27 protein-coding genes are annotated in these 21129 nt (G+C 57.5%); 10 read left to right on the top strand and 17 right to left on the bottom strand.

The genetic code is table 11. The features are described 5' to 3' along the window. Nucleotides 1–117 precede the first annotated feature (117 nt). The gene (locus tag Q4A85_RS00315) at nucleotides 118–1770 is read right to left on the bottom strand and encodes an AMP-binding protein (protein WP_303106946.1); all 1653 of its coding nucleotides are present in this window, start codon (nucleotides 1768–1770) and stop codon (nucleotides 118–120) included. Nucleotides 1771–2134: 364 nt separating this feature from the next. On the opposite strand from Q4A85_RS00315, the gene Q4A85_RS00310 reads away from it, so the two are divergent. Further along, the gene (locus tag Q4A85_RS00310) at nucleotides 2135–2668 is read left to right on the top strand and encodes a hypothetical protein (protein ID WP_303106945.1); all 534 of its coding nucleotides are present in this window, start codon (nucleotides 2135–2137) and stop codon (nucleotides 2666–2668) included. Between the two features lie 57 nt (nucleotides 2669–2725). After that, complete coding sequence (locus Q4A85_RS00305) at nucleotides 2726–3364, top strand: 4'-phosphopantetheinyl transferase superfamily protein (protein WP_303106944.1); 639 nt, start codon at nucleotides 2726–2728, stop codon at nucleotides 3362–3364. 51 nt (nucleotides 3365–3415) lie between these two features. Here Q4A85_RS00305 and Q4A85_RS00300 read toward each other — a convergent pair whose 3' ends face one another. The 4 genes from Q4A85_RS00300 to Q4A85_RS00285 form a co-directional block, all read right to left on the bottom strand. Continuing rightward, nucleotides 3416–3622, bottom strand: a complete 207-nt coding sequence (locus Q4A85_RS00300; protein ID WP_303106943.1) for a hypothetical protein — start codon at nucleotides 3620–3622, stop codon at nucleotides 3416–3418. A gap of 354 nt (nucleotides 3623–3976) precedes the next feature. Then, nucleotides 3977–5230, bottom strand: a complete 1254-nt coding sequence (locus Q4A85_RS00295) for a beta-ketoacyl-ACP synthase (protein WP_303106942.1) — start codon at nucleotides 5228–5230, stop codon at nucleotides 3977–3979. Then, a complete protein-coding gene (gene fabG, locus Q4A85_RS00290; protein WP_303106941.1) occupies nucleotides 5230–5958 on the bottom strand; it encodes a 3-oxoacyl-ACP reductase FabG in 729 nt (242 codons plus the stop codon). Before fabG ends, Q4A85_RS00295 begins: the two co-directional genes overlap by 1 nt. A gap of 219 nt (nucleotides 5959–6177) precedes the next feature. After that, nucleotides 6178–6663 (bottom strand): thioester dehydrase, encoded by a 486-nt coding sequence (locus tag Q4A85_RS00285; RefSeq protein WP_303106939.1) that lies wholly within the window; start codon nucleotides 6661–6663, stop codon nucleotides 6178–6180. Nucleotides 6664–6772: 109 nt separating this feature from the next. Here Q4A85_RS00285 and Q4A85_RS00280 point away from each other — a divergent pair, with 109 nt between their 5' ends. From Q4A85_RS00280 to Q4A85_RS00250, 7 genes are all read left to right on the top strand, one after another. Continuing rightward, on the top strand, nucleotides 6773–7513 hold the full coding sequence (locus Q4A85_RS00280) for a beta-ketoacyl synthase chain length factor (RefSeq protein ID WP_303106938.1): 741 nt from the start codon (nucleotides 6773–6775) through the stop codon (nucleotides 7511–7513). Next, nucleotides 7510–8268: a 1-acyl-sn-glycerol-3-phosphate acyltransferase gene (locus Q4A85_RS00275; protein ID WP_303106937.1), complete on the top strand. Its 759-nt coding sequence runs from the start codon at nucleotides 7510–7512 to the stop codon at nucleotides 8266–8268. The genes Q4A85_RS00280 and Q4A85_RS00275 overlap by 4 nt, the downstream gene beginning before the upstream one ends. After that, the gene (locus tag Q4A85_RS00270; protein ID WP_303106936.1) at nucleotides 8265–8531 is read left to right on the top strand and encodes a phosphopantetheine-binding protein; all 267 of its coding nucleotides are present in this window, start codon (nucleotides 8265–8267) and stop codon (nucleotides 8529–8531) included. Before Q4A85_RS00275 ends, Q4A85_RS00270 begins: the two co-directional genes overlap by 4 nt. 9 nt (nucleotides 8532–8540) lie before the next feature. Next, a complete protein-coding gene (locus tag Q4A85_RS00265) occupies nucleotides 8541–8822 on the top strand; it encodes an acyl carrier protein (protein ID WP_303106935.1) in 282 nt (93 codons plus the stop codon). Nucleotides 8823–8983: 161 nt separating this feature from the next. Continuing rightward, nucleotides 8984–9331 (top strand): hypothetical protein, encoded by a 348-nt coding sequence (locus tag Q4A85_RS00260; protein ID WP_303106934.1) that lies wholly within the window; start codon nucleotides 8984–8986, stop codon nucleotides 9329–9331. A 238-nt stretch (nucleotides 9332–9569) separates the two neighbouring features. Beyond that, on the top strand, nucleotides 9570–10106 hold the full coding sequence (locus Q4A85_RS00255) for a hypothetical protein (protein ID WP_303107096.1): 537 nt from the start codon (nucleotides 9570–9572) through the stop codon (nucleotides 10104–10106). A 24-nt stretch (nucleotides 10107–10130) separates the two neighbouring features. Continuing rightward, nucleotides 10131–10367 (top strand): hypothetical protein, encoded by a 237-nt coding sequence (locus Q4A85_RS00250; RefSeq protein ID WP_303106933.1) that lies wholly within the window; start codon nucleotides 10131–10133, stop codon nucleotides 10365–10367. A gap of 69 nt (nucleotides 10368–10436) precedes the next feature. On the opposite strand, the gene Q4A85_RS00245 is transcribed toward Q4A85_RS00250, so the two are convergent. The 12 genes from Q4A85_RS00245 to Q4A85_RS00190 all read right to left on the bottom strand — a co-directional run bounded on the left by Q4A85_RS00245 (nucleotide 10437) and on the right by Q4A85_RS00190 (nucleotide 20957). Next, complete coding sequence (locus tag Q4A85_RS00245) at nucleotides 10437–11645, bottom strand: beta-ketoacyl-ACP synthase (RefSeq protein ID WP_303106931.1); 1209 nt, start codon at nucleotides 11643–11645, stop codon at nucleotides 10437–10439. Between the two features lie 3 nt (nucleotides 11646–11648). Continuing rightward, entirely contained in the window at nucleotides 11649–12179 is a 531-nt protein-coding gene (locus Q4A85_RS00240) for a hypothetical protein (RefSeq protein WP_303106930.1), read from the bottom strand. 23 nt (nucleotides 12180–12202) lie between these two features. Next, nucleotides 12203–12337, bottom strand: a complete 135-nt coding sequence (locus tag Q4A85_RS00235) for a hypothetical protein (RefSeq protein WP_303106928.1) — start codon at nucleotides 12335–12337, stop codon at nucleotides 12203–12205. A gap of 27 nt (nucleotides 12338–12364) precedes the next feature. Beyond that, a complete protein-coding gene (locus Q4A85_RS00230) occupies nucleotides 12365–13609 on the bottom strand; it encodes an NAD(P)/FAD-dependent oxidoreductase (RefSeq protein WP_303106926.1) in 1245 nt (414 codons plus the stop codon). A 221-nt stretch (nucleotides 13610–13830) separates the two neighbouring features. Then, nucleotides 13831–16155, bottom strand: coding sequence for an MMPL family transporter (locus Q4A85_RS00225; protein WP_303106925.1), 2325 nt, complete (start codon nucleotides 16153–16155; stop codon nucleotides 13831–13833). Between the two features lie 408 nt (nucleotides 16156–16563). Further along, nucleotides 16564–17565, bottom strand: a complete 1002-nt coding sequence (gene rfaD, locus Q4A85_RS00220) for an ADP-glyceromanno-heptose 6-epimerase (RefSeq protein ID WP_303106924.1) — start codon at nucleotides 17563–17565, stop codon at nucleotides 16564–16566. 87 nt (nucleotides 17566–17652) lie between these two features. Then, the gene (locus tag Q4A85_RS00215; protein ID WP_303106923.1) at nucleotides 17653–17787 is read right to left on the bottom strand and encodes a hypothetical protein; all 135 of its coding nucleotides are present in this window, start codon (nucleotides 17785–17787) and stop codon (nucleotides 17653–17655) included. Between the two features lie 6 nt (nucleotides 17788–17793). Beyond that, a complete protein-coding gene (locus Q4A85_RS00210) occupies nucleotides 17794–18084 on the bottom strand; it encodes a hypothetical protein (protein ID WP_303106922.1) in 291 nt (96 codons plus the stop codon). A gap of 258 nt (nucleotides 18085–18342) precedes the next feature. Further along, on the bottom strand, nucleotides 18343–19293 hold the full coding sequence (gene rfaE1, locus Q4A85_RS00205) for a D-glycero-beta-D-manno-heptose-7-phosphate kinase (protein ID WP_303106921.1): 951 nt from the start codon (nucleotides 19291–19293) through the stop codon (nucleotides 18343–18345). Between the two features lie 471 nt (nucleotides 19294–19764). Further along, the gene (locus Q4A85_RS00200) at nucleotides 19765–20055 is read right to left on the bottom strand and encodes a hypothetical protein (protein ID WP_303106920.1); all 291 of its coding nucleotides are present in this window, start codon (nucleotides 20053–20055) and stop codon (nucleotides 19765–19767) included. Further along, nucleotides 20045–20485, bottom strand: a complete 441-nt coding sequence (locus tag Q4A85_RS00195) for a phage holin family protein (RefSeq protein WP_303106919.1) — start codon at nucleotides 20483–20485, stop codon at nucleotides 20045–20047. The genes Q4A85_RS00200 and Q4A85_RS00195 overlap by 11 nt, the downstream gene beginning before the upstream one ends. A 247-nt stretch (nucleotides 20486–20732) precedes the next feature. Further along, a complete protein-coding gene (locus tag Q4A85_RS00190) occupies nucleotides 20733–20957 on the bottom strand; it encodes a hypothetical protein (RefSeq protein ID WP_303106918.1) in 225 nt (74 codons plus the stop codon). Between the two features lie 10 nt (nucleotides 20958–20967). On the opposite strand from Q4A85_RS00190, the gene Q4A85_RS00185 reads away from it, so the two are divergent. Continuing rightward, complete coding sequence (locus tag Q4A85_RS00185; RefSeq protein ID WP_303106917.1) at nucleotides 20968–21129, top strand: hypothetical protein; 162 nt, start codon at nucleotides 20968–20970, stop codon at nucleotides 21127–21129.

The raw sequence follows: 21129 nt of genomic DNA, 5'->3' as shown, positions 1-21129 counted from the left end.
TGCCACTCTATTCAGGTTTCAGGCAGCCTGAAACAGCATCGCATGATAAAGCACGCAGGATACGTTTTCAGGCTGCCTATTCATCCTGCCCGCGCCCAAACAATCCGCGCAATCCAATCAGGCAGCCTGAAACACCAGCCGCCCCGAAGCGCAGGCATTGCCGTTGCTCGTGATGGTAAACGCCAGCTTATTTTTCGCCGCATCATGGTGCAACGTCAGCACAATCTCATCATGCGGGCGCACAAACTGCTGATACTTCAACGCTTCCACGCGCGCAACACTTTGCCTGCCCCAGTCAAACCGCGCCGCCAAATCGCGCACCCATTGCAGTTCCACCACCCCCGGCACCAGCGGAAACGTAGCGAAATGCCCGCCAAAATACACCAAATCCAACGGCACGCGCCCTGTAAACACATTTGGCGCGGTTTCTTGCCATTGCGGTGCGGTTTGCGGCGTGGTAAAGGCAGCCTGAAAATCGGCGGCGGCGATTTTGGCTTGCGCGTTGCGCGGCAGGGCGGCGGCAAAACGCCAGTAGCGCGGCAGCGCGGTTTTGTCTTGCGTGGCGGCAAGGTGGCGTTTGAGCGCATCGGCAACGGCGGCGCGCCCCTGTTCGCGCAGCGCGACGATGCCCGCTTCGTTTAACGCTGCCCACGCTGCCACGCGGCGGTGGTGCAGGGCGCAATGCGCGTCTGCCAGCCATTCGTGTTGCAGCAGGCTGTGTTCCAGTTGCGTGAGCGAGACGCGCTTGTCTTCCAGCTTGATGATGCGGTCTTTGCGCCCCAGTAGCAGAAATCCGCCCGCTTGCGGTTCAATCAAATCTGCCGTTTGCACGCGCGTTGCCCACGGCGATTGCGCCCACAATGCGCCGTCTGCATCTTGCCCGAACGATACGCCGCTAAACGGCTGCCACACTTCGCCGCCGCGCCGCGAAGCGATGATGCCTGTTTCGGTGCTGCCGTAGATTTCGTAGGGGCGGCTGGCGTGGGCGGCGAGTTGGGCGGCGGTGGCTTCGGGCAATGCGCCGCCCGATGAAATAATGCCTGCAATGTTCGCTGCTGCGGCTGCCCAGTCGCGCCCGTTTTCTAAGCGATTGAGCACGGCGGGGCTGGCAATCCACACGGTTTTGCCGTGGGTGGCGGCGAGCAGATGCTCGGGGTAGCTGGCTTGGGCGCGGGCGATAACCCAGCCGAGCGTGAGCGATAGGGCGAAGCGGAAGGTGAAGCCGTATAAATGCTGCGGCGACACGCTGCCAACTGCGGTTGCGCCTGCGTGGTTAAAGGGCAGGGCGGCGGCAAGGGCAAGGGCTTCGGCTTGCATTTGCGCGGCGGTTTTGACGATGATTTGCGCGTTGCCGCTTGAACCCGATGTTTTCAAATGGGCTTGGGCGTCGGCGGGGATTGCCCAGTTTTCAGGCAGCCCAGCGTTTTCAGGCTGCCTTGGCGCGAGCAGGGTGGGCAGATGCCATGCTTGCGGGTGGACGAGATTATCGGTTAGGAATACGTCTGCCGTTTCGCCCCATGCGATGTTTTCCTGCGCGGTGTTTGGCAGCAGCAACACCCGTGCGCCCGCGTGCCACGCTGCCAGCACGGCGCAGGCAAACAGCGCGGCATCGTCAAACCACAGCGCGGCGGCTTGCACGTTGTGCGTTTTCAAGCTGCCTGAAAGCTGGAAAACGGCGCGGTTGAAATCGGCGCGCGTCCAGTTGGGCTGGGCGGCGATTAGGTCGGTGGGCGGCAGGGCAGGGGATAGGATTTGGGTGAGCGGGTGCATGGGTAGTGGCTTGGAATGATTGGGGGAAGGGATTTCAGGCTGCCTTTATAGGCAAGAAGCGGCAGCGGGCGAAAATTGTAGGGCGTTCGGTAAATAAAGGCAAACTTAGAACCTGCATTCACTATTTTCATAGGCATCTTTCATGCCCTAAAAACGCGGCTACCGCGTTAAAAATGCGCGCAAGGTATCCAACCTTGCTGCGCTTTTTGCCTTGTATCCGCGCTTTTATGTCATCAAATCTGCCTATGAAAATAGTGAATACAGGTTCTTAAATCTATGGCGCAAGATGAATTGATATACAGATACAAACAGATACGCTAAAATCTATTCTTTTACCAACATTAACATTTATTAGGAGACGATGATGACTGTCCGTATTTCCCGCGTTTTGCTGCTCTCTGCCGTGGTTGCCCTGTCTGCTTGCGCGTCCAAAGGCGAACCTGCTGCCCCCGCCGAGCCCGAACCCAGCCGCCCCGCGCCGCAAGTTGAACATCGCGCCGCCACGCAACCTAGCGGTGGCACCATTTGCCGCAGCATTGGCTCTGCGGTGGGCAAAGGCAAAAACGATGCCTATATGTGCAAGGCTTCTGCCGTGCTCAACTCCGCCGAAGCCCACGAAGTGCTAGACCCCAGCATTCGCGTGTCCTACGGCAGTACCAGCGGTGCAACCAATGTGTCGCGCCAAAGTGCCAACGCCACAGGCAAATCGGTGGACGCAACCTGCCAACGTGCGTTCTTAAACGCCGTTAGACGCTTCCAATCCACCGCTGCCCGCCACCGCAAACACGGTGTGCGTCTTGTGAGCTTTTACGACCGCCAAACCAAAGGTGGCAGCGAATACGAATGCCACGTGGGCACATTCCACAGCTACGTTGTGCTCAAAGGCAGCTACCACTAAACCGCGCAACCACCGCTTGACGGTGGTTTTTTGTAAACCGTTTTTAGGCTGCAATCAATGCCCGACCTACTTAGGTTTTGCAAAGGTTTCAGGCTGCCTATTGGCGCACGCCTTAACACGATGACCGACTTGATTTGCCTAATCGGCACGCCCCAAATCGCCCACGAATACAATCGCGCCTTGCTCAGCCCCGCCGATGCCCGCCGCGTGGCGCAATCGCCGCAACTGGAAATACGGCTGGATTGGCGAGTGAGCCGCGCGTTAAAACAGCGGGCAACGCTGCCCATCGTGTCGCTCAGCCACAGCGCGGGCAACGCGGTGGTGCTATGCGCCAGCGAACCCATCGCGGCGGGCGTGGACATAGAAACCATGAAACCGCGCGATTTCGCCGCGGTAAGCGCATGGATTGGCAACGACGCCGAGCGCAACTACTTGCGCGGGCGCGAAAGGCAGCCTGAAACGTTTTACCGATTATGGTGCAGTAAAGAAGCCCTGATTAAAGCGGCGGGCTTGGACTTTCCCGCCGATATGCCGCGCGTGGGCTATGAAATCATCGGCGGCAAAAGGGCAGGCTGGCGCGTGGACGGGCAAAGCGGCTGGCAGGGCGTGGAGCGGGTGCTGACGGGCGGGCTGGTGGTGGCGTGTGTTTGGCGCGGGGAAGGGGTGCGGGTGGATTTCAGGCTGCCTGAGTGTTGAAAGGCAGCTTGAAACCGAAAATGGAGCGGCGGCTCGCCGCCAAATGGCTTATTAAACATAGCATTGCTGGTTTACCAAGATGTCGGCGAGCCGCCGCCGCTCCATTGGTTGCAGGCTGAGCAAAGGTTTCAGGCTGCCTTTGGTGGCGGGGCAATGGTTGGGTTGCGCGTTGCACGCTTGGGGCGCGGGCGGGAATAGTGGAGCGGCGGTAAATATTCTCCGCGTGGGTACGCCGCGATGCGCGGCGTGGCCTGGCAAAAGATTAAGAACCTGTATTCATTATTTCCATAGGCAGATTTTATGAAATAAAAGCGCGGATACAAGGCAAAAAGCGCAGCAAGGTTGGACACCTTGCGAGCATTTTTAACGCGGCAGCCACGTTTTTATTTCATAAAATCTGCCTATGGAAATAGTGAATACAGGTTCTAAGATTAGGCAGCCTGAAAATGGGTTTGAAGCATTTTCAGGCTGCTTGGGCATACGCTCCCGCGTTTAGGTAGCCTGAAATCTTTGTAGAACGATAAGGGTATTTCTAACCTGCGCGGGAATGATGGCATTTCTGATTTTTAGCTTCGCCATTCTGCTTTGCTTGTTTTCAGGCTGCCTTTGGGTTTAAGGCAGCCTGAAACCGCTATTCCCCCGCCACCGTTTCAACACCAGCGAAGTATTCACGCCGCCGAAGGCAAAATTGTTGCTGACCACATAATCCGTTGCAATTTCGCGCCCGCCGCTTGTGATGTAGTCCACTTTGCCGCAGCGCGGGTCGATGTTGTCCAGATTTACGGTGGGGGCGAACCAGCCGCTGTTCATCATTTCCACGGCAAACCATGCTTCCAGCGCGCCGCACGCGCCCAGCGTATGCCCGAGATAGCTTTTTTGCGAACTCATCGGCACAAAGCCGAACACGGCTTCGGTGGCGAGCGTTTCGGCGATGTCGCCTTTTTCGGTGGCCGTGCCGTGTCCGCTCACATAGCCGACCTGTTCGGCGCGTATGCCTGCGTCTTTGAGCGCAAGTTCCATACATTGCTGCATGGTGTCTTTTTGCGGCTGGGTAACGTGGCTGCCATCGCTGTTTGCGCCGTAGCCGATGATTTCGGCGTAGATTTTCGCGCCGCGCGCCCTCGCGTGTTCCAGCGATTCCAACACCATGATGCCCGCGCCTTCGCCGATGACCAAGCCGTCGCGGGCGGCATCATACGGGCGCGGCGTGCGTTCGGGTTCGCCGTTGCGGCGGCTTGCGGCGTAGAGCGAATCAAACACATACACTTCCGAAGGGCAGAACTCTTCGCCGCCGCCTGCCAGCATGGTGTCAATCAGCCCGTATTTGATGGCTTCGTAGGCGTAGCCGATGGCTTGGCTGCCTGATGAACACGCGCTGGACGTGGGAATAATCCGCCCTGTTAATCCGAAAAAAATGCCGATATTGGCGGCAGTGGTGTGCGGCATCATGCGCACATAAGTGTTGGCGTTAAAATTGCGCGATGTGCCGGTGAGCAGCAGTGCGCCCATGTCGCCGATGTCTTTGGTGCTGCCAACCGATGAGCCGCAGGCTACGCCCATACGCCCGTCTTTAATGCGGTCGTCGCCGAGCAAGCCTGCGTCGCTTAACGCCTGTTCCGCCGCGTCCACGCACAATTGCGACACGCGCCCCATGCTGCGGAGCTGTTTGCGCGTCCAATGTGCAGGCGGCGCGTAATCGGGCAGCGGCGCGCCCAGTTGCGCTTCCAATTCGGGAAAACGCGCCTGCCAGTCCATGTATTGCACGGCGTTTTTTTCGGCACGAAAGGCAGCCTGAATGCTCTGCCAGTCGCGCCCGAATGCGGTAAGGCCGCCGATGCCTGTTATCACAACGCGTCTGGTTTCCATCAGCACAATCCTCCGTTCACCGCAATCACTTGGCGCGTGATATACGCCGCTTTTTCGTCCATCAGAAAACGAACCGCATGGGCGACTTCTTCGGGCGTACCCATTCGCGCGGCAGGCACGGCTTTTAAGATTTCGTCCACAGGCACGTTTTCATCCACGATTTCCGTGTCAATCAAACCCGGCGCAACGCAGTTCACCGTGATTTTTCGTTTTGCCAACTCCACCGCCAACGCCTTTGCCGCGCCGATAATGCCTGCTTTGGACGCGCTGTAATTGACCTGCCCGCGATTGCCCGTGATGCCCGACACCGAAGCCATGCATACAATCCGCCCATCTTGGCGGCGGCGTATCATCGGCATGATAACGGGGTGCAGCACGTTGTAAAAACCGTCCAGATTGGTACGCAAAACGCTGTCCCAATCGTCGTCTGAAAACGCAGGAAAGGCGGCATCGCGCGTCAAACCCGCGTTCAGCACCACACCGTAATACGCGCCGTGCGCTTCCACATCGGCGGTTAACACGTCGCGGCAGGCGGCGCGGTCGGATACGTCAAACTGCAACACACGCGCTTGTCTGCCGATTTCGCGGATTTGCGCGGCAACCGCTTGCGCTTCGTCTCGGCGGCTGCGGCAGTGCACGGCAATGTCAAAGCCGTCTTGGGCAAGGGCAAGTGCGACGGCTTTGCCGATGCCACGGTTTGAGCCTGTGATTAGGATGGTTTTGTTCATAGTGTTTCCAAAGATAAAGGGATTGGGGTTTCAGGCTGCCTTTTAAGGCCGTCTGAAAACTTGTAGGTCGGGCATTCATGCCCGACGTTTTTCACATTTGCCGAGATTTGTTGGGCATAAATGCCCGACCTACCCGCTGGGTTTCATGGGTTTCAGACGGCTTTTCAGGCTGCCTCTGATGCCGTCTGAAAATCAAAAAGGCAGCCTGAAACCCAATATTCAAACCGCCCGCGCATCTTTCGGACTATAAACATTCAACGCCGCCTGCGCCAGCAGCCCGTCTTGCGGCAGCGTATCGCGCACATCGTCGGGCGCGTCTGTCCAGCGCAGTTCGCAGTCAAACACGCCCATGCCGCTGGGGTCTTGGGTGGAAAGGTGGGCGGTGGCGGCGAGTGTTGTGCCGACTGGGATAGAATCGGCAAACAGATTGAGTTTGCGCGTGCCCAGCAGAAAACCGAGTTTCACTTCTTCGCCTGCGCTAATCGCCTGTATGCCGGCAAACGCGCCGATTGCTTGCGCCATGATTTCCATGCCCATCGTGGCGGGCAGCGTGCCGTTTTGCAACAGAATGTGTTTGCTGCCGATATGGGCTTCTACACGCACGAAATCGGCGCGGTGTTCGGTTACGCGGTCGATTAAAACCATGTGTCCGCTGTGCGGCAGCAGAAAGGCAGGGTGTTCTATGGGGCAGGTAAGGCGGTGCATATCGGCTTGATGTGGTTTGAAAAAACGGGATTATACCAATGCGCCCGCAGTTTCATAAGGTGTTAATTTCGGTTAAAATGCACGCCTTTTCCCGCCGCAGAGCCAAGCCATGATTTCCACAATCTGCACTTTCTCTTTCAACATCGCCGCATGGCACGCCGCTTCCAACCGCCTTGCTACGGCGGAACAGTGGCGTGGTTGGGCGCAAGGCAGCCTGAAAACGGAAAACCTGCCCGAACACAAACCCGAGCTGGCATTTCTGCCTGCGATGCAGCGGCGGCGGTTGGGCGCGGCGGCGCGGCTGGTGTGCGAAGCGGCTTGGGATTTGGCGGAGCGGTTTTCAGGCTGCCCTTTGGTTTACGCTTCGCATGACGGCGAGACGAACCGCAGCTTTGAATTGTGGCCCGAGCTGTTGAAAACGCACACCGTGTCGCCGACATCGTTCGGCTTATCGGTGCACAACGCGCTGGCGGGGCAGTGGGCAATCCAGCGCGGCGAAATGCAGGAAAACACCGCGCTGGCAACGGGCGCGGACGGTTTGGAAACCGCTTTGGCAGAAGCCGTGTCGCTGTTTTCAGACGGCATCGAGCGCGTGTTGCTGGTGGTGGCGGACGACCCTTTGAAAACCGAATACGCCGTTGCCGCCGAACGCGCGCCCTTTGCCTACGCGCTGGCGATGGTCATCGAGCGCGGCGACGATTTCCGCCTCACTTTGCAAACAGACGACAGCGAAAGGCCGTCTGAAAACTATTTCGGCGCGTTGGACTGGATACGCTTTCTGCTTTCGGGCAGCCTGAAACACACGCGGCAATACGCAAACCGCCGCTGGCTGTGGGAAAAACGCGCATGAACCGTTTGGATTACTGCCGCCGCTTTTTTGCTACGCTGCTGGGCTTTATCCTGTTCGGCGTGGCAGGTGTGCTGTTCAAAATCGCCCTGCTGCCCTACACGCTCAAATCCACGCACGGCGATGTGCCGCGCCAGCTTGCCGCCCGGCGCATGATAGGGCGCGTGTGGCGGTTTTTTGTCGGCTATCTGCAATGGTCGGGCGTGTTGACGGTAACCTTCCACGGCGCAGAAAAACTCGGGCGCGGCGGGCAGTTGATTCTTGCCAACCACCCGTCTTTATTAGATGTGGTGCTGCTCGTCAGCCACGCGCCCGACCCGAATGTGCTGGTGAAAAAAGACTTGGTGCACAACCCCAGCATGAGCAGCCAAATCCGCGCCGCAGGCTATATTCCCAACGACGAAAGCATGGAAATGCTGGAAGAAATCGAAGCCGTGTTCCAAAGCGGACAAAGCCTGCTGATTTTCCCCGAAGGCACGCGCACAGGCTGGGACGGACAGGTCAAAATGCACCGTGGCGCGGTTTCCATCGGCTTGCGCAGCGCAAAAGTGATTACGCCCGTAGTCATCAAAATGAACCCGCCCAACTTCAAAAAAGGGCAGCCGTGGTACAAAATCCCGCCGCGCAAAATCCATTACGAAATCACCGTCGGCGACGACATCAACCCGCAAGACTGGCTCGCCGAAAAACCCTTACCCATCGCCGCCAGACGGCTCAACGAATACCTGCAAGACTATTTCACAAGGAAAACCACATGAACGACTTAGAACACCAAATCAAACAACTCATCATCGACAGCCTCGCGCTGGAAGACATCACGCCCGACGACATCGGCAGCGAAGACGCGCTCTTTGGCGACGACGGCTTGGGGCTGGATTCCGTGGACGCGCTGGAACTGGGATTGGCGGTGCAAAAAATCTTCGGCTTCCAGCTCGACGGCGAAAAAGACAACCTGCGCGACAACTTCGCCAACGTCAAAACGCTGGCGGAATTTGTCAGAAGCCGTCAGGCGCAGGCATAAGGAGCAGTGATGAGCGAACAAAAAATCCTAAGCGAAGCCGAAATCCGCACCCTGCTTGCCGACACGCTGGTTCATTTGTTTGAAATCGAACCCGAGCGCATCCAGCCCGACACCAATCTTTACGAAGACTTGGAAATCGACAGCATCGACGCGATTGATTTGATCGACCGCATCAAACGCGAAACCGGCCGTAAGCTCAACGCCGAAGACTTCCGCAACGTGCGCACCGTGAACGACGTGGTGCAGGCAGTGTTGAAAGTTCAGGCTGCCGACAGCGGCACAGAACGCTGAATAATGTTTAGGCAGCCTGAAAACCCAAGGCTTCAACGAAACCCAAATGGGCGAAACAATTTCGGTGAAGCGCAAATTGTGTCGGACAGTTTTCAGGCTGCCTGCTGTGCCAGCAAACCGACTGATTTTGTTTTTTTAACCAGCCAAAAGAAAGGCATTTTATGAATATTCGTTTATCCATCATCACCCTAGCCGCTGCGCTTACTTTAACCGCTTGCTCGGGGGTCAATAATGCTACCGTTTCCGATGCGAAGCTACGCGAACGCGCTGCGTTTACTTTGGGCACGAGCCCCGACAAAGTAACCATCAGCAACCGTAGAAATGAAGGCATAACCATTCACTTTACTGCGACCGTGGGCGGACGCGCCACCCAATGCTATGTAACCAACTCCGTTACCATGATAGGTGCGACGACTTCGGACGCGCTGTGTTCGGGCAACGCAGCCAAAGCCGCATTGCGTAGAACAGGGCAATGCAATGATTTGTTGAGAGCAGCAGGTCGTTGCTAATTGGCACAAAGGCAGCCTGAAAACGTGTTTAAGAACCTGTATTCACGATTTTCATAGGTATCTTTAATGCCCTAAAAACGCGGCTACCGCGTTAAAAATGCGCGCAAGGTGCCCAACCTTGCTGCGCTTTTTGCCTTGTATCCGCGCTTTTATGTCATCAAATCTGCCTATGAAAATAGTGAATACAGGTTCTAACTTTCACTCGTTTTCAGGCTGCCTAAACATTTCCATTCCCACCATGACCGCCGCCAAAATTCTGCTCACCCTAGCCAGTCTCGCCTACCCGCTTTTGTGGTACTACGGGCGCGAAAACGGCGCGTTTTTCTGGCTCGCCGCCGCCATGTGCGTCCTGTGGCTGATACGCGCCGCCATGCCGCAAACGGCGGGGCAGCGGGCGGTTGCGCTGTTGCTCGCCGCGTTTTTCGCCGCCGTTTTGGTTTTCAGGCTGCCTGATTCGATGTATTGGTATCCTGTTGCCGTCAACGCGCTGATGCTCGCCGTGTTCGGCGGCAGCCTGTTTGCCAAGCAAACCGTGATTGAACGCCTCGCCCGCCTGCAACATCCCGACCTGCCGCCCGAGGGCGTGCGCCACACGCGGCGGGTAACGCAGATTTGGTGCGGCTTTTTTGTGTTTAACGGCATCACCGCCGCCGTGTTGGCATTATGGCAACACTACGACTGGTGGGCGGTTTACACGGGTATTGTGTCGTATATCCTGATGGGGCTGCTGTTTGCGGGGGAATGGATTTACCGCAAGCTGGTGTTGAAAGTGTGAAGCCATTAAAAAGGAATAATGCCCATGTGTAGCAAGCGGGAAGTAAAATCCTTAGACCATGTGTCGGACGACAAGATTGAAAAAATGGTTCGTTTTATCAAGGTGATGCTGCAAAACGCCAAAGAGCGGGATATTGCTGCTCGGCAACTGCAACAGATGTTTCAAGAAAATTTCGGCTTAGATAGGCGGGTTACGGATAAATTGATTGCGCTAGCGGAATGGGAGTTGGAGCAGGAATGGTTTGAGCGTACTCAATCTTGATGAAGCAGTCATAACACAGGCAGCCTGAAAACGTATTCCCCCGTTTTCAGGCTGCCTTTTTCACGCCGTTTACGGCTCGCCGATAATCAACACCGCATTGCTCCCGCCGAATGCAAACGACGAACTCGCCGCAATCCACCGTTCGTTTTGCCATACGCTGTTTTCATCAGTCAGGGCGATGGCGGGCAGTTCGGGGTCGGGGGTGCCGTCCCAGAGCTGCGGCGGGAGCTTGCCTTGCGGGTTGGTTTCGCGGCTTGCCACGCCCCATGCGAATGCGGCTTCGAGTGCGCCTGCTGCGCCGAGGGTGTGTCCTGTGCTCGGTTTGGTGGAGGTGCAGGGCGTTCGGCTGCCAAACACTTGGGCGACGGCGCGGCTTTCCATGCTGTCGTTGTGGCGCGTGCCGGTGCCGTGCAGGTTTATCCAGCCGATGTCTTGCGGGCTGAGTCGGGCGTGGTCGAAGGCAGCCTGAAACGCTTGTGCCGCGCCCAAGCCATCGGGGCGGGGGGACGACATATGGTAGGCATCGCTGCTTGCGCCGTAGCCGAGAAGCTGCATTGCGCCGCCGAAATCGGCATCGCGGGTCATGACGAATGCGGCGGCGGCTTCGCCGATGTTGATGCCGTTGCGGCGGGCGGAAAAGGGGTTGGCGATGCCGTCCGACAACACTTCCAACGAAGCGAAGCCGTTGATGGTTAAGGGCGACAGGGTGTCTGCGCCACCGCAAATCACGGCATCGGCAAGGTTGGCGCGTAACAGCCGCGCCGCGCTGATTAAGGCGCGCGCGCCCGAGGTGCAGGCGGTGGAGACGGTGTAGCGCAAGCCTTGCAGGCCGTACACTTCGGCGACAAATTCGGCGGGCGCGCCCATGGTGTGCTGCAATTGGTTAAACGGTTTGTCCGCCCAGACGCCGCCGTGGGAGACGTGTTCAAACAGCGGGATATTTTCGTCTGCGCCGCTGGTGGACGTGCCGATGACCACGGCGACGCGGTGGCTACCGTAGCGGGCAACGGCGGCGCGAATGTCGGGCTCGATTTGCGCGAGGGCGTGCCAGAGTAATTGGTTGTTGCGGCTGCGGTGTTCGGCGGGGAGGTCGTCTGAAAAACCGCGTAAAGGTTCATTGACTACACCGAACGCATAATTTTTGCCGCGCACCCATTGCGCGGAAAACGTCAGCGGGCTGCCGGCACTCGGATTGAGCAGCGCATCAATATGGGTTTGCAGTCCGCTGCCGAGTGCGCTGGTTACGGCGGGGCGGGTCAGGTAAACGGGGGTGCTCATGGTTTATTCTTCAATGGGTTGGACTGTCCAGCGGGTTTGGTCGGGGAACGAGATGTCAAAGCGGCTGCCGCTGTGCGCCACGCACCACAAATCGCGGTTGCGGTAACGGAATAGTGCGCTGCTGCCTGTGGGGCAGAAGGTCTGGCGGCTTTCAGACGACGTTTCAGGCTGCGTCTGTTGCACATCGGGATACAGCGTTTCGGCGCGGTCGGCGGCAATCAGCGGCAAAAGCGCGGCAAACAGGTGGCGCGAGCGGGCGTTGGGCATGATAAAGCCGTCGTTTTTCCAGCCGCGCGGGGTAACGGTCTGCCGCGACACGGGCGCGCCGAGCGCGTCGGTCTGCACAAAGCGGATGCCGTCTGAAAGCTGCTCCACCGCCAACAGGCTGGTCTGCACGGCTTGCCCTGCGGCATCGGTCTGCTCCAATTTGAACCATTGCGCCTGCTGCGGCAGCGCGGGCAGGGTTTGCGGGTGTGGCAATGTGGTACAGGCGGCAAGGGCGAGCAGGGTTGCGGTTATCGGGATAAGGCGCATGGGGTTCCTTTGGGTTGGGGGTTTCAGGCTGCCTGAACGCGGGAATGGATGGCGGCAGCCTGAAATGGTTGCTTCGCGTTTCCTACGGCTTGCTTGCAAGCCGTGCGCTGGCAAAATAATTGGGCTGATGCGTTTTCAGGCTGCCTTTCAGATGACATGAAAGGCAGCCTGAAACTCTTTACTGCTTACTCAAACGCTAAATCCCCCACCACCTCCGCCAGCGTGTTCAGCCGCTGTTCCGATTTTGCGACAAACGGGTTTTCCGTATCCCACGCATAGCCTGCGAGAATGGCGGAAATCATGCGGCTGATTTCGGGGGCGCGGTTGGGGGCGTACACCACGTTTTGGAAACGGTTGTCGTACCAGCCGTCCACATAGGTGCGGAAGGCGTTTACGCCCACCATCAGCGGTTCGGCGAACTCGGTCTGCCAGTCTGCCGCGCCGCCTTTGAGCTGTCGGGCGAGCAGGTCGGCGGCGAGTTTGGCGGAGTGCAGCGCGATGGTTACGCCCGATGAGAACACGGGGTCAAGAAACTCGGCGGCGTTGCCCAAGAGTGCGAAATGTTTGCCGTAAAGGGCTTTGACGTTGGCGGAATAGCCTTGGATGCTGCGGTAGGGGAAGCCGTTTTCCCATTCGGAATGTTGAAACAATCCAACGAGATTGGGGCAGTCGGCAACCATTTTTTTCAACACGGCTTCGGGTTCGCCCGCGAGTTTGTCGGGCGTGCCGACCACGCCGAGCGAGCAGGTGTTGTCGCCGAATGGGATTGTCCAAAACCACACGTCGCGGTGCTGCGGGTGGGTGGTAATCAGGATTTTGTTGCGGTCAAAATCCGCATCGGCGGCGATGTTGTCGGTGATGCGGGTGAAATGCGCCATGCGCGGGGGCAGGTGGGACGGGGTTTCCAAGTCCAGCAGGCGCGGCAGCACGCGCCCGTAGCCGCTGGCATCTAAAACAAAGCGGGCGGTGAGTTCGTATTGTTCGCCTGTGTCGGTTGCCACGTTCAAACGCGCGGTGTCGCCGCTGTTGTCAAACGCGGTTACGCCGTGCCCGAAGCGCACTTGAACGCCCTGTTTGGCGGCTTCGTCTATCAGGATTTTGTCAAACACTTCGCGGCGCACTTGGAACACCGTGCCCGGCCCGGCGGTGAATTTGTCGGTGAAATCAAACGCGGTGCGGCGGCTGCCCCATGCGAACGCCGCGCCGTTTTTAAACTGAAAGCCTTTTTCGGCGCGTACGGCATCGGCAAAGCCCGCTTCTTCCAGCATTTCCATGCAGTACGGCAGCAAGCTCTCGCCGATGACGAAGCGCGGAAAATGCTGTTTTTCCAGCACGCATACTTTAAAGCCTTGCTTGTGCAGCAGCGCGGAAGCCACCGAGCCTGACGGGCCTGCGCCGATAACGGCAACATCAAATTGGGGGTGGGACATAATGAAACTCCTTTCGCAGATAAATGGTTTGGCATAAAGGCGTAATTATAGGATCTTGCAAGGCAGCCTGAAAATGGGGGAATGGGGTTTCAGGCTGCTTTTTGTTGAGTGGGTTGGGTATTGATGCACGGATAATGCCCGATTTGCTTTACTTCAATGAAAAAAGCAGACTGAAAGACCGTCTGAAAGATGCATTTACCGCTTTCAGACGATCTTTTGCATCAATCCTCCAACAACGCCCCTGCCAGCCAGAGATTAAACCCCACGCCGATGGTTACCGTCAGCCCGAATGCGGCGACGGCGGGCGTGCTGCTCAATGCAAGCAGGGCAAAGGAAATGGCAGTCGTGGCGGCAGCGAGCAGCATTCCGCCCAGCCGTGCGTTGGCGGGGTGTTTGGCGGTGAGCGCATAGACGGCGTAGTCCGCGCCAATGGCGGAAACGAGCAGCAACCCGAACATGGCGAACAGGCTCACGGGTATGCCCAGCCAGCCGAGCGCGGCAACGGTGCAGACGGCGGCAGCGAGCGGCACGGCAAGGATTTTGCTGCCGCGTTTTGCGCCGAACATCTGCCACAAGAGCAGCCATGCCAGCGCGTAGGACGCGAGTTTGAGCCATGCGGCTTGGTTGCGCGTGTGGTGGAATAGGTCGTTGAGATGGGCGCGTTTGTCTGCCCAATGTGTGCCCGAAACGCTTTGCGCGGCGGCGCGGACGGCGGCTTCGTCGCTTACGCCGTTCAGGCGCACGACGGCGGCGTAGCGTCCGCGTTCCACTTCGCCCAAATACAGCGGCTGCCATGCTTGGGCGAGCTGGGTTTTCAGGCTGCCTGAAAGCATAAGTGGCGGTGTGTCGGCGGCTTGGTTCAGGGCTTGGCGCAGGGTTTGGCGCGGTATGCCGATGTCGGCAAGCGGCTGCCAATTTTCAGGCTGCTTGGCGAGTTCGCGCAGGCGGTTTTGCAGTTTTTCCTGTTCGGATACGGGCATCACAAATTGGTCCAGCGACTGCGTGCCGCCGAGTTTGCCTTGGACGATGAGCGGTTGCAGGGCGCGGTTGAGTTCGGCGTTTTTGGCCAGCAGCGCGTCTTCGCTGTCGGCTTCGGCAACGATGTAGCGGCCGCCGAAATCGGTGCCGCTCAATTCGCCGATGCGCTGCACTTGCGCCAGCATTTCGGGCGGCATATTGACCCATTGGCGGATGTCGTCGCGCCAGTCGCTGCGCCACAAGCCCGCCGCCAAGAATATGCCGCCCAATACCAGCCAGCCGCGTTTGTGCAGACGCTTGTTCAGACGACCTTGCAGGCGGAGCAGGCTTTCCGTCAAACCCGTAAACGGCACGGTTTTTGCCTGATAACGGCGAAACAGCGGCGGCAGCCACAACACGGTTGCGCCGAACGCGCCCAAGAGCGCGAAGCCCGAGAACACGGCGGTTTGGCGCAACACGGCAAGCGGCGTGAGCCACAGCAGCGCGTAGCCCAACACGGTAATCGTCAGGCTCACGGCAAAGCTGGGCAGAACGTGTTTCATCGCGCTTTCAGACGACCATTTTGCCGAAAGGTCGTCTGAAAGCCTGTTTGCGCCGAATACGGACGGCGCAAGCCAATGCAGCGGAAAATCCACCAGCATGCCGACCAAGCTCGTGCCAATCACAATCGTCAAAATATGCACTTCGCCGAACACCGCCAACGCCGCCGCCAGCCCCGTGAGCATGCCCGCCGCCAGCGGCAACGCCAGCCAGAACACGCGCAGGCTGCGGAACACCCACAGCAGCAGCGCGAACGTTGCCAGCGTGCCGAACAAGCTCATGGTTTGGCTTTCCGCTTCGGCGGCGGATTTGGACGCGGCGGCAAACAGCGCACCGCCCGCCGCAAGCGTTTCCGCGCCGTGCTGTTGCGCGATGGCGCGGCTGTTGTTTATCAGCGGCAGCAGGCGGTCGTTGCCCGAAAAGTTATTGCCCGTTTTCAGACGGCCGCGCAGCCACACCCACGTTTTGCCGTCCGCTTCGGTGAACAACATGCCGTTGTCCATATTCCACTGCAAACGGCTCTGCGGATTGGCTTTTGCTGCCACAAACCGCCCGAAGCCCAGCCAGTCCTGTTCCAGCGACAAGGGCGAGACGGCGGCAAACGGGTTCGCCGCATCTTCGGCGCGGGCTTGGAAATACTGCTTGGGATTGTCCGTCAACAGATTCGCCTGCTCCTGCGGCAGCGTTGCCAACGCCAGACGCTGCATATCGGCGCGCACGCTGTCCAAATCGGGCGTGATGCTGCTGTCCACCGACTCAAACACGCCGCTTTCGCGCCATTTCGCCGCAATCGCATCGGCAGCCTGAAAAGCGTGTTCCGCATTCGCGCTGCCAGCGAGCAAGACAATCTGCTCATTGAGCTGCGCTTCGCCTGCTTTATCGGCGGCAACCAGCAGCGCGTCGGGCTGCTGCTCGGCGGGGAGCAGGGCGGTCAGGTCGGTTTGCAGCCAGTTGCGGGTGGCAACGGTGTAGGCGAGAAACAGGCAGAGCAGTAGGGTGAAGAGTGTGTAGAGATGGCGGAGTAGCATGGTGGGGAGAAGGAGAGATGGGGAGTGCAGCCTGAAATGGGTGTTTCAGGCTGCCTGATGATGGGCGTTTAGGCGCGAATGGTGTTGCTGAATAGTTGGGCTGATTTAAGCAAGATAACCGTTGCTCATCCCGCCCAATCATACAAAGGCAGCCTGAAACTTTTGCAAAACCCCCAGCGGCAGCCTGAAAAATAAGAAATGCCGTCATTCCCGCGCAGGCGGGAATCTTGTTTGATATTCAGAAATTTTCGCAGAAACAATTCATTGCACAAACTCTACCAAGATTCCCGCCTACGCGGGAATGACGGAGCATTGACTATTTCTTGTGGCATTTTTAGGTTTTGCAAAGGTCTTAGCCTAAAACCCATTTTCGCTTCGCAGAAGCTCGTAAACTCGCTTTCAGGCTGCCTATTCTGCATTTTCCAGCAGCCAAGCCACATAACGTGCTACGCCTTGTTCTACGGTGTAAAAATCATCGGCATAGCCTGCGGCGCGCAGCTTGCTGGTGTCGGCTTGGGTGAACGATTGGTATTTGCCCACCAAGTCTTCGGGGAAGGGGATGTAGCGGATAAGTTGTTGTTCTACCAGTTGTTCTAATGACAATGTGGGCTTGCCTTCGGCGGCGCGGCAGGCGTTTACGGTGGCGGCGGCAAGGTCGTTAAACGGCTGGCTGCGCCCTGTGCCCAAGTTGAAAATGCCTGATTGGGCGGGGTTGTCCCAAAAATAGAGATTAACTTTGGCAACGTCTTCCACGCTGATGAAATCGCGGCTGTGCTCGCCGTTGCCGTAGTTTTCGTATGCGCCAAACAGGTTTACATAGCCTTGGCGGCGGTATTGGTTGAAATGGTGAAAGGCGACGGATGCCATGCGCCCTTTGTGTTGCTCGCGCATGCCGTAAACGTTGAAATAGCGAAAGCCGACCACTTGGGCGGTTAAGCCCTGCGCGATGCGCTGGCGAACCACTTGGTCAAACAGGAATTTGGAGTAGCCATACACGTTGAGCGGTTTTTCCAGCGCGCGCTCTTCGCGGAAGTCTTCGCCTTTGCCATACACTGCTGCGCTGCTGGCGTAAAGCAGCGGGATGCGCTCGTCTTGACACCAATCCAGCAAATCTAGGCTGTATTGGTAGTTGTTTTCCATCATGTATTGCCCGTTGTGTTCCATGGTGTTGCTGCACGCGCCTTGGTGGAACACGGCGCGGATGTCGTGTGGCAGCAGGTGTTCGCGCACTTGGCGGATAAATTCGTGTTTGTCCAGATAATGCGCGATGTCGCAATCGGCTAGGTTGCGGAATTTGTGTCCGTTGGTTAGGTTGTCCACGGCGATGATGTTGGTTTCGCCGCGCTGGTTCAGGGCTTTGACGATGTTGCTGCCGATAAAGCCTGCTGCGCCTGTTACGATGATGGTCATGGGGTTACTCCTTGATAAATAAAGATGGTTAGGCAGCCTGAAAACGGGGGTTGGCTATTTCAGGCTGCCTTATGGTTTTCAGGCTGCCTATTTATGCGCAATCAACGCCAGCCCGCTTAACGTCAGCACCACGCCCAACGCCTTGTGCCACGAAAACGGCTCGCCAAACAGCAGCATGCCCGTGGGCGCAAGCATCAACGCTGCCATGCCCGCCACCGCCATGCCCGACTATTGCACCGCGCCGCCCGCGTGATACGTCAGCAAAAAGCCCAGCTCAATAATCATCGTGCCACCCGCCACCAGCCAAATTTTCCAGCCGCCCAGCAGCGTGGTGGCATCGGCGGCGCGGGCTTCGCCAAACAGCGGCATCAGCAGCAGCGTCATCAGCCATGCCGCGCCGTAGATTAAATTCAGCATCAGCATGGGATTGGCGTGTTCGTTGTTCAGCGATTTTTGTCCGATGTGGTAGGCGCAAGTGCCCAGCGCGGAGAGTAGTAGAAAAAGATAAGCAGGTTTCATGATGGGATGTTTTGGGGTTTCAGGCTGCCTTTGGGGCGTGATAACAAGGCAGCCTGAAAGCGAGTTTACGGGCTTCTGCGAAACTAAGAACCTGTATTCACTATTTTCATAGTCATCTTTTATGCCCTAAAAACGCGGCTACCGCGTTAAAAATGCGCGCAAGGTGTCCAACCTTGCTGTGCTTTTTGCCTTGTATCCACGCTTTTATGCCATCAAATCTGCCTATGAAAATAGTGAATACAGGTTCTAAAATAGAATTTACGCCGCCAACGCCTGTTCCAACTCGGCAAACGAACACACCGCCGTGCCCAGCTTGGCAACCACCACGCCCGCCGCCGCATTTGCCGTGTGCATGGCTTCGGGCAGTGTGTAGCCAGCGGCAAGGCATAGCCCCATCGCGGCAATCACGGTGTCGCCCGCGCCCGATACGTCATACACTTCTTGGGCGCGGGTAGGCTGGTGGGTTTGCCCATCGGCGCGGTAAAGCGTCATGCCTTCTTCGCTGCGCGTTACCAGCAGCGCATCCAAGCCCAGTGTTTCGCGCAAACCTTGCGCTTTGGCGGTTAAGCCCGCTTCGTTTTCCCAGCCGCCAGCGGCTTCGCGCAATTCGGCGCGGTTGGGCGTGAGCAGCGTGGCACCCGCATATTTGCTGAAATCCGCGCCTTTTGGGTCGATTAACACAGGCTTGCCAGCGGCGCGGGCGGCGGCAATCATGGCGGCGACTTCGTGCAACACGCCTTTGCCGTAGTCCGACAAAATCACGGCATCGTATTGCGCAACCAACTCGGCATAGCGTTGCTGCACGCTTTTCAGGCTGCCTAAATCGGGCATTTTTTCAAAATCCAAACGGATAAGCTGTTGATTGCGCGACAAAACGCGCAGTTTAAGCGTGGTGGGCGCATCGTGGCTGCGAATCAAATGGTTGGCGATGTTGTCCTGCGCAAGCAGATGGGCAAGGCTATCGGCGGCTTCATCTTCGCCCACCACCGCCAATAGCGCAACCTGCCCGCCCAGCGCGGCGATATTGCGCGCCACATTCGCCGCACCGCCCGCGCGATGCTCGGTTTGCCCAATTTTGGCAACGGGCACGGGGGCTTCGGGCGAAATGCGCGATACATCGCCAAACCAATATTGGTCTAGCATCACATCGCCTGCCACCAGCACTTTGGCAGCCTGGAAACGGGATAGGGCGGGCATCAAGTTGGGCATTTTGCGCTCCGAGAACAAGGAAATAGGGTGGGGATTGTACCGCGCGGGGTGGGGATGGGCAAAGGTTGGGCAGCCTGAAACGTGGTTTAGCCGTTTTCAGGCTGCCTTTTGTACCATAAGGAACTTCTTTACCATTCAAATAACTTACTTGTGCATATGCATTTGGCGGCAGAGTTTTACCTACATGAATTTCTGATTCTCTTGGTGTAGGTCTTTTTGGTTGAGCTCGTGTTGCTTGTGATTGAGATGATTCAGTCGCATTATTAGTAGCTTTGACGTGCCCAGAGCCAGCTGTCCATGTTGCTGTTCCACTTTTAGCAAGCGTAGCCTGCATAGGTAGGGTGTGTGGCTTTGCCACGCACGCGGTCTTTGCCATTTGGTAGGCAGCCTGAAATCTAATGCCGTTTTCAGGCGTTTTTTTTGGTTTTCAGGCTGTCTTATGCCATCCAGCAGCCTGAAACCCGCTTTCCGCTATTTCCCGCGCTTGCCCGTTGCCCAGCGTTCCGCCCATTCCAACGCCATCAGCCCCAGCAACACCGCCGCGCGATGGTTCCATTTGGCGGGCAACATCGCCAGCTTCAAGCCATCCGAATGGCGCACCACCTCGCCCGCCACATCCGCCAGTTGCCAAGCTACGCCACCCGATTTTGCCTGCGCTGCCTGCTTGCGTTGCGCCGCTTGTTGCTGCGTGTAGCGCAGTTTGGCGCGGGCTAAATCGCATTGCAGCAGCAACAATTCTCGTTGTTCTTGTTTACTCAACATCGCGCGATGCTCCTGTGGGTTGGGATTGGTTGCTATCCGCGTCCGCTTCGCCTGCTTTCAGGCTGCCTGAAAGTGCTGCCAAGTCTTGTTGCAAGGCGGCAAGCGTTTGCTGTATCTGCGCCGTGTTGCGCTGCCAAATGCGTGGAATGCGCCACAGCAACAGCCACATCGCAGGCACGCTCGCCGCTGCCACGCCAAAAAACAGCCACATCTTCGCCTGCGCCGTCAGTACCACATTCAGTCCCAGCAGCACCGCCACCAGCATCACCAGCAGCAGCACCGCCGCCGCAGCAATCAGCGCAGCAATCATCAACACGCCGCGCATCTGCTCGTTGACATCCATTTGCAACACGCGCAGCCGCAGCAGCAACAATTCGCTGCCTTGCGCAGCCACGGTTTTTAATGTGGCTAAATCTTGTTTGATACCCATTTCAGGCTGCCTTTATGTTGTTTAAATTATTCGGTGTTTGCTATCGGTTTCAGGCTGCCTCATAGTGCAAAGGCAGTCTGAAATCTTTGCAAAACCTGCAATTGGTGGAGCGTCGGCGGCTCGCCGACATTTGGCTAACTCGTAAAACTCTGTTGAATACACCATTTGGCGACGAGCCGTCGCCGCTCCATTTTTAGGTTTCAGGCTGCCTCTAACCTAACCAAGGCAGACTGAAAACCGTAATCCACTATTCCGCCCGAAAGTCATCCATCTCGCACAAAAATTGCGGTTTGATGATGCCGCGCAGCTTCGCCGCTGGGATGATAATCGTATGCTTGCCCCAATCGTGCTGAAACTCAAACAGCAAGTCGCCTTGGGCAAAGCCCCAGTTATCAGATGGTTCAAATTCCGTGCCTGCTTTATAGCCCAACTCTTTGTTTAACGCGGCGATGTCCTTGCCGCCATACGCCACGTCAAATCAATTGACCCATTTCAGGCTGCCTGATGCGGTTAGGCAGCCTGAAAATGATGGTGGCAATCTTACGCCAATTTATGCAGAACCCGTATTCATGCGTGATGAATACGGGTTGATTGCGCTGTTTCTATTGTGTGTTTACAAGGCGGCGCACACAGCGGCAGCCTGA

The organism is Kingella sp. (in: b-proteobacteria), assembly GCF_030527935.1.
Classification (GTDB): Bacteria; Pseudomonadota; Gammaproteobacteria; order Burkholderiales; family Neisseriaceae; genus Kingella_B.
Note: the sequence above shows the minus strand (reverse complement) of the source record. Positions and strands in the feature narration are given on the sequence as shown.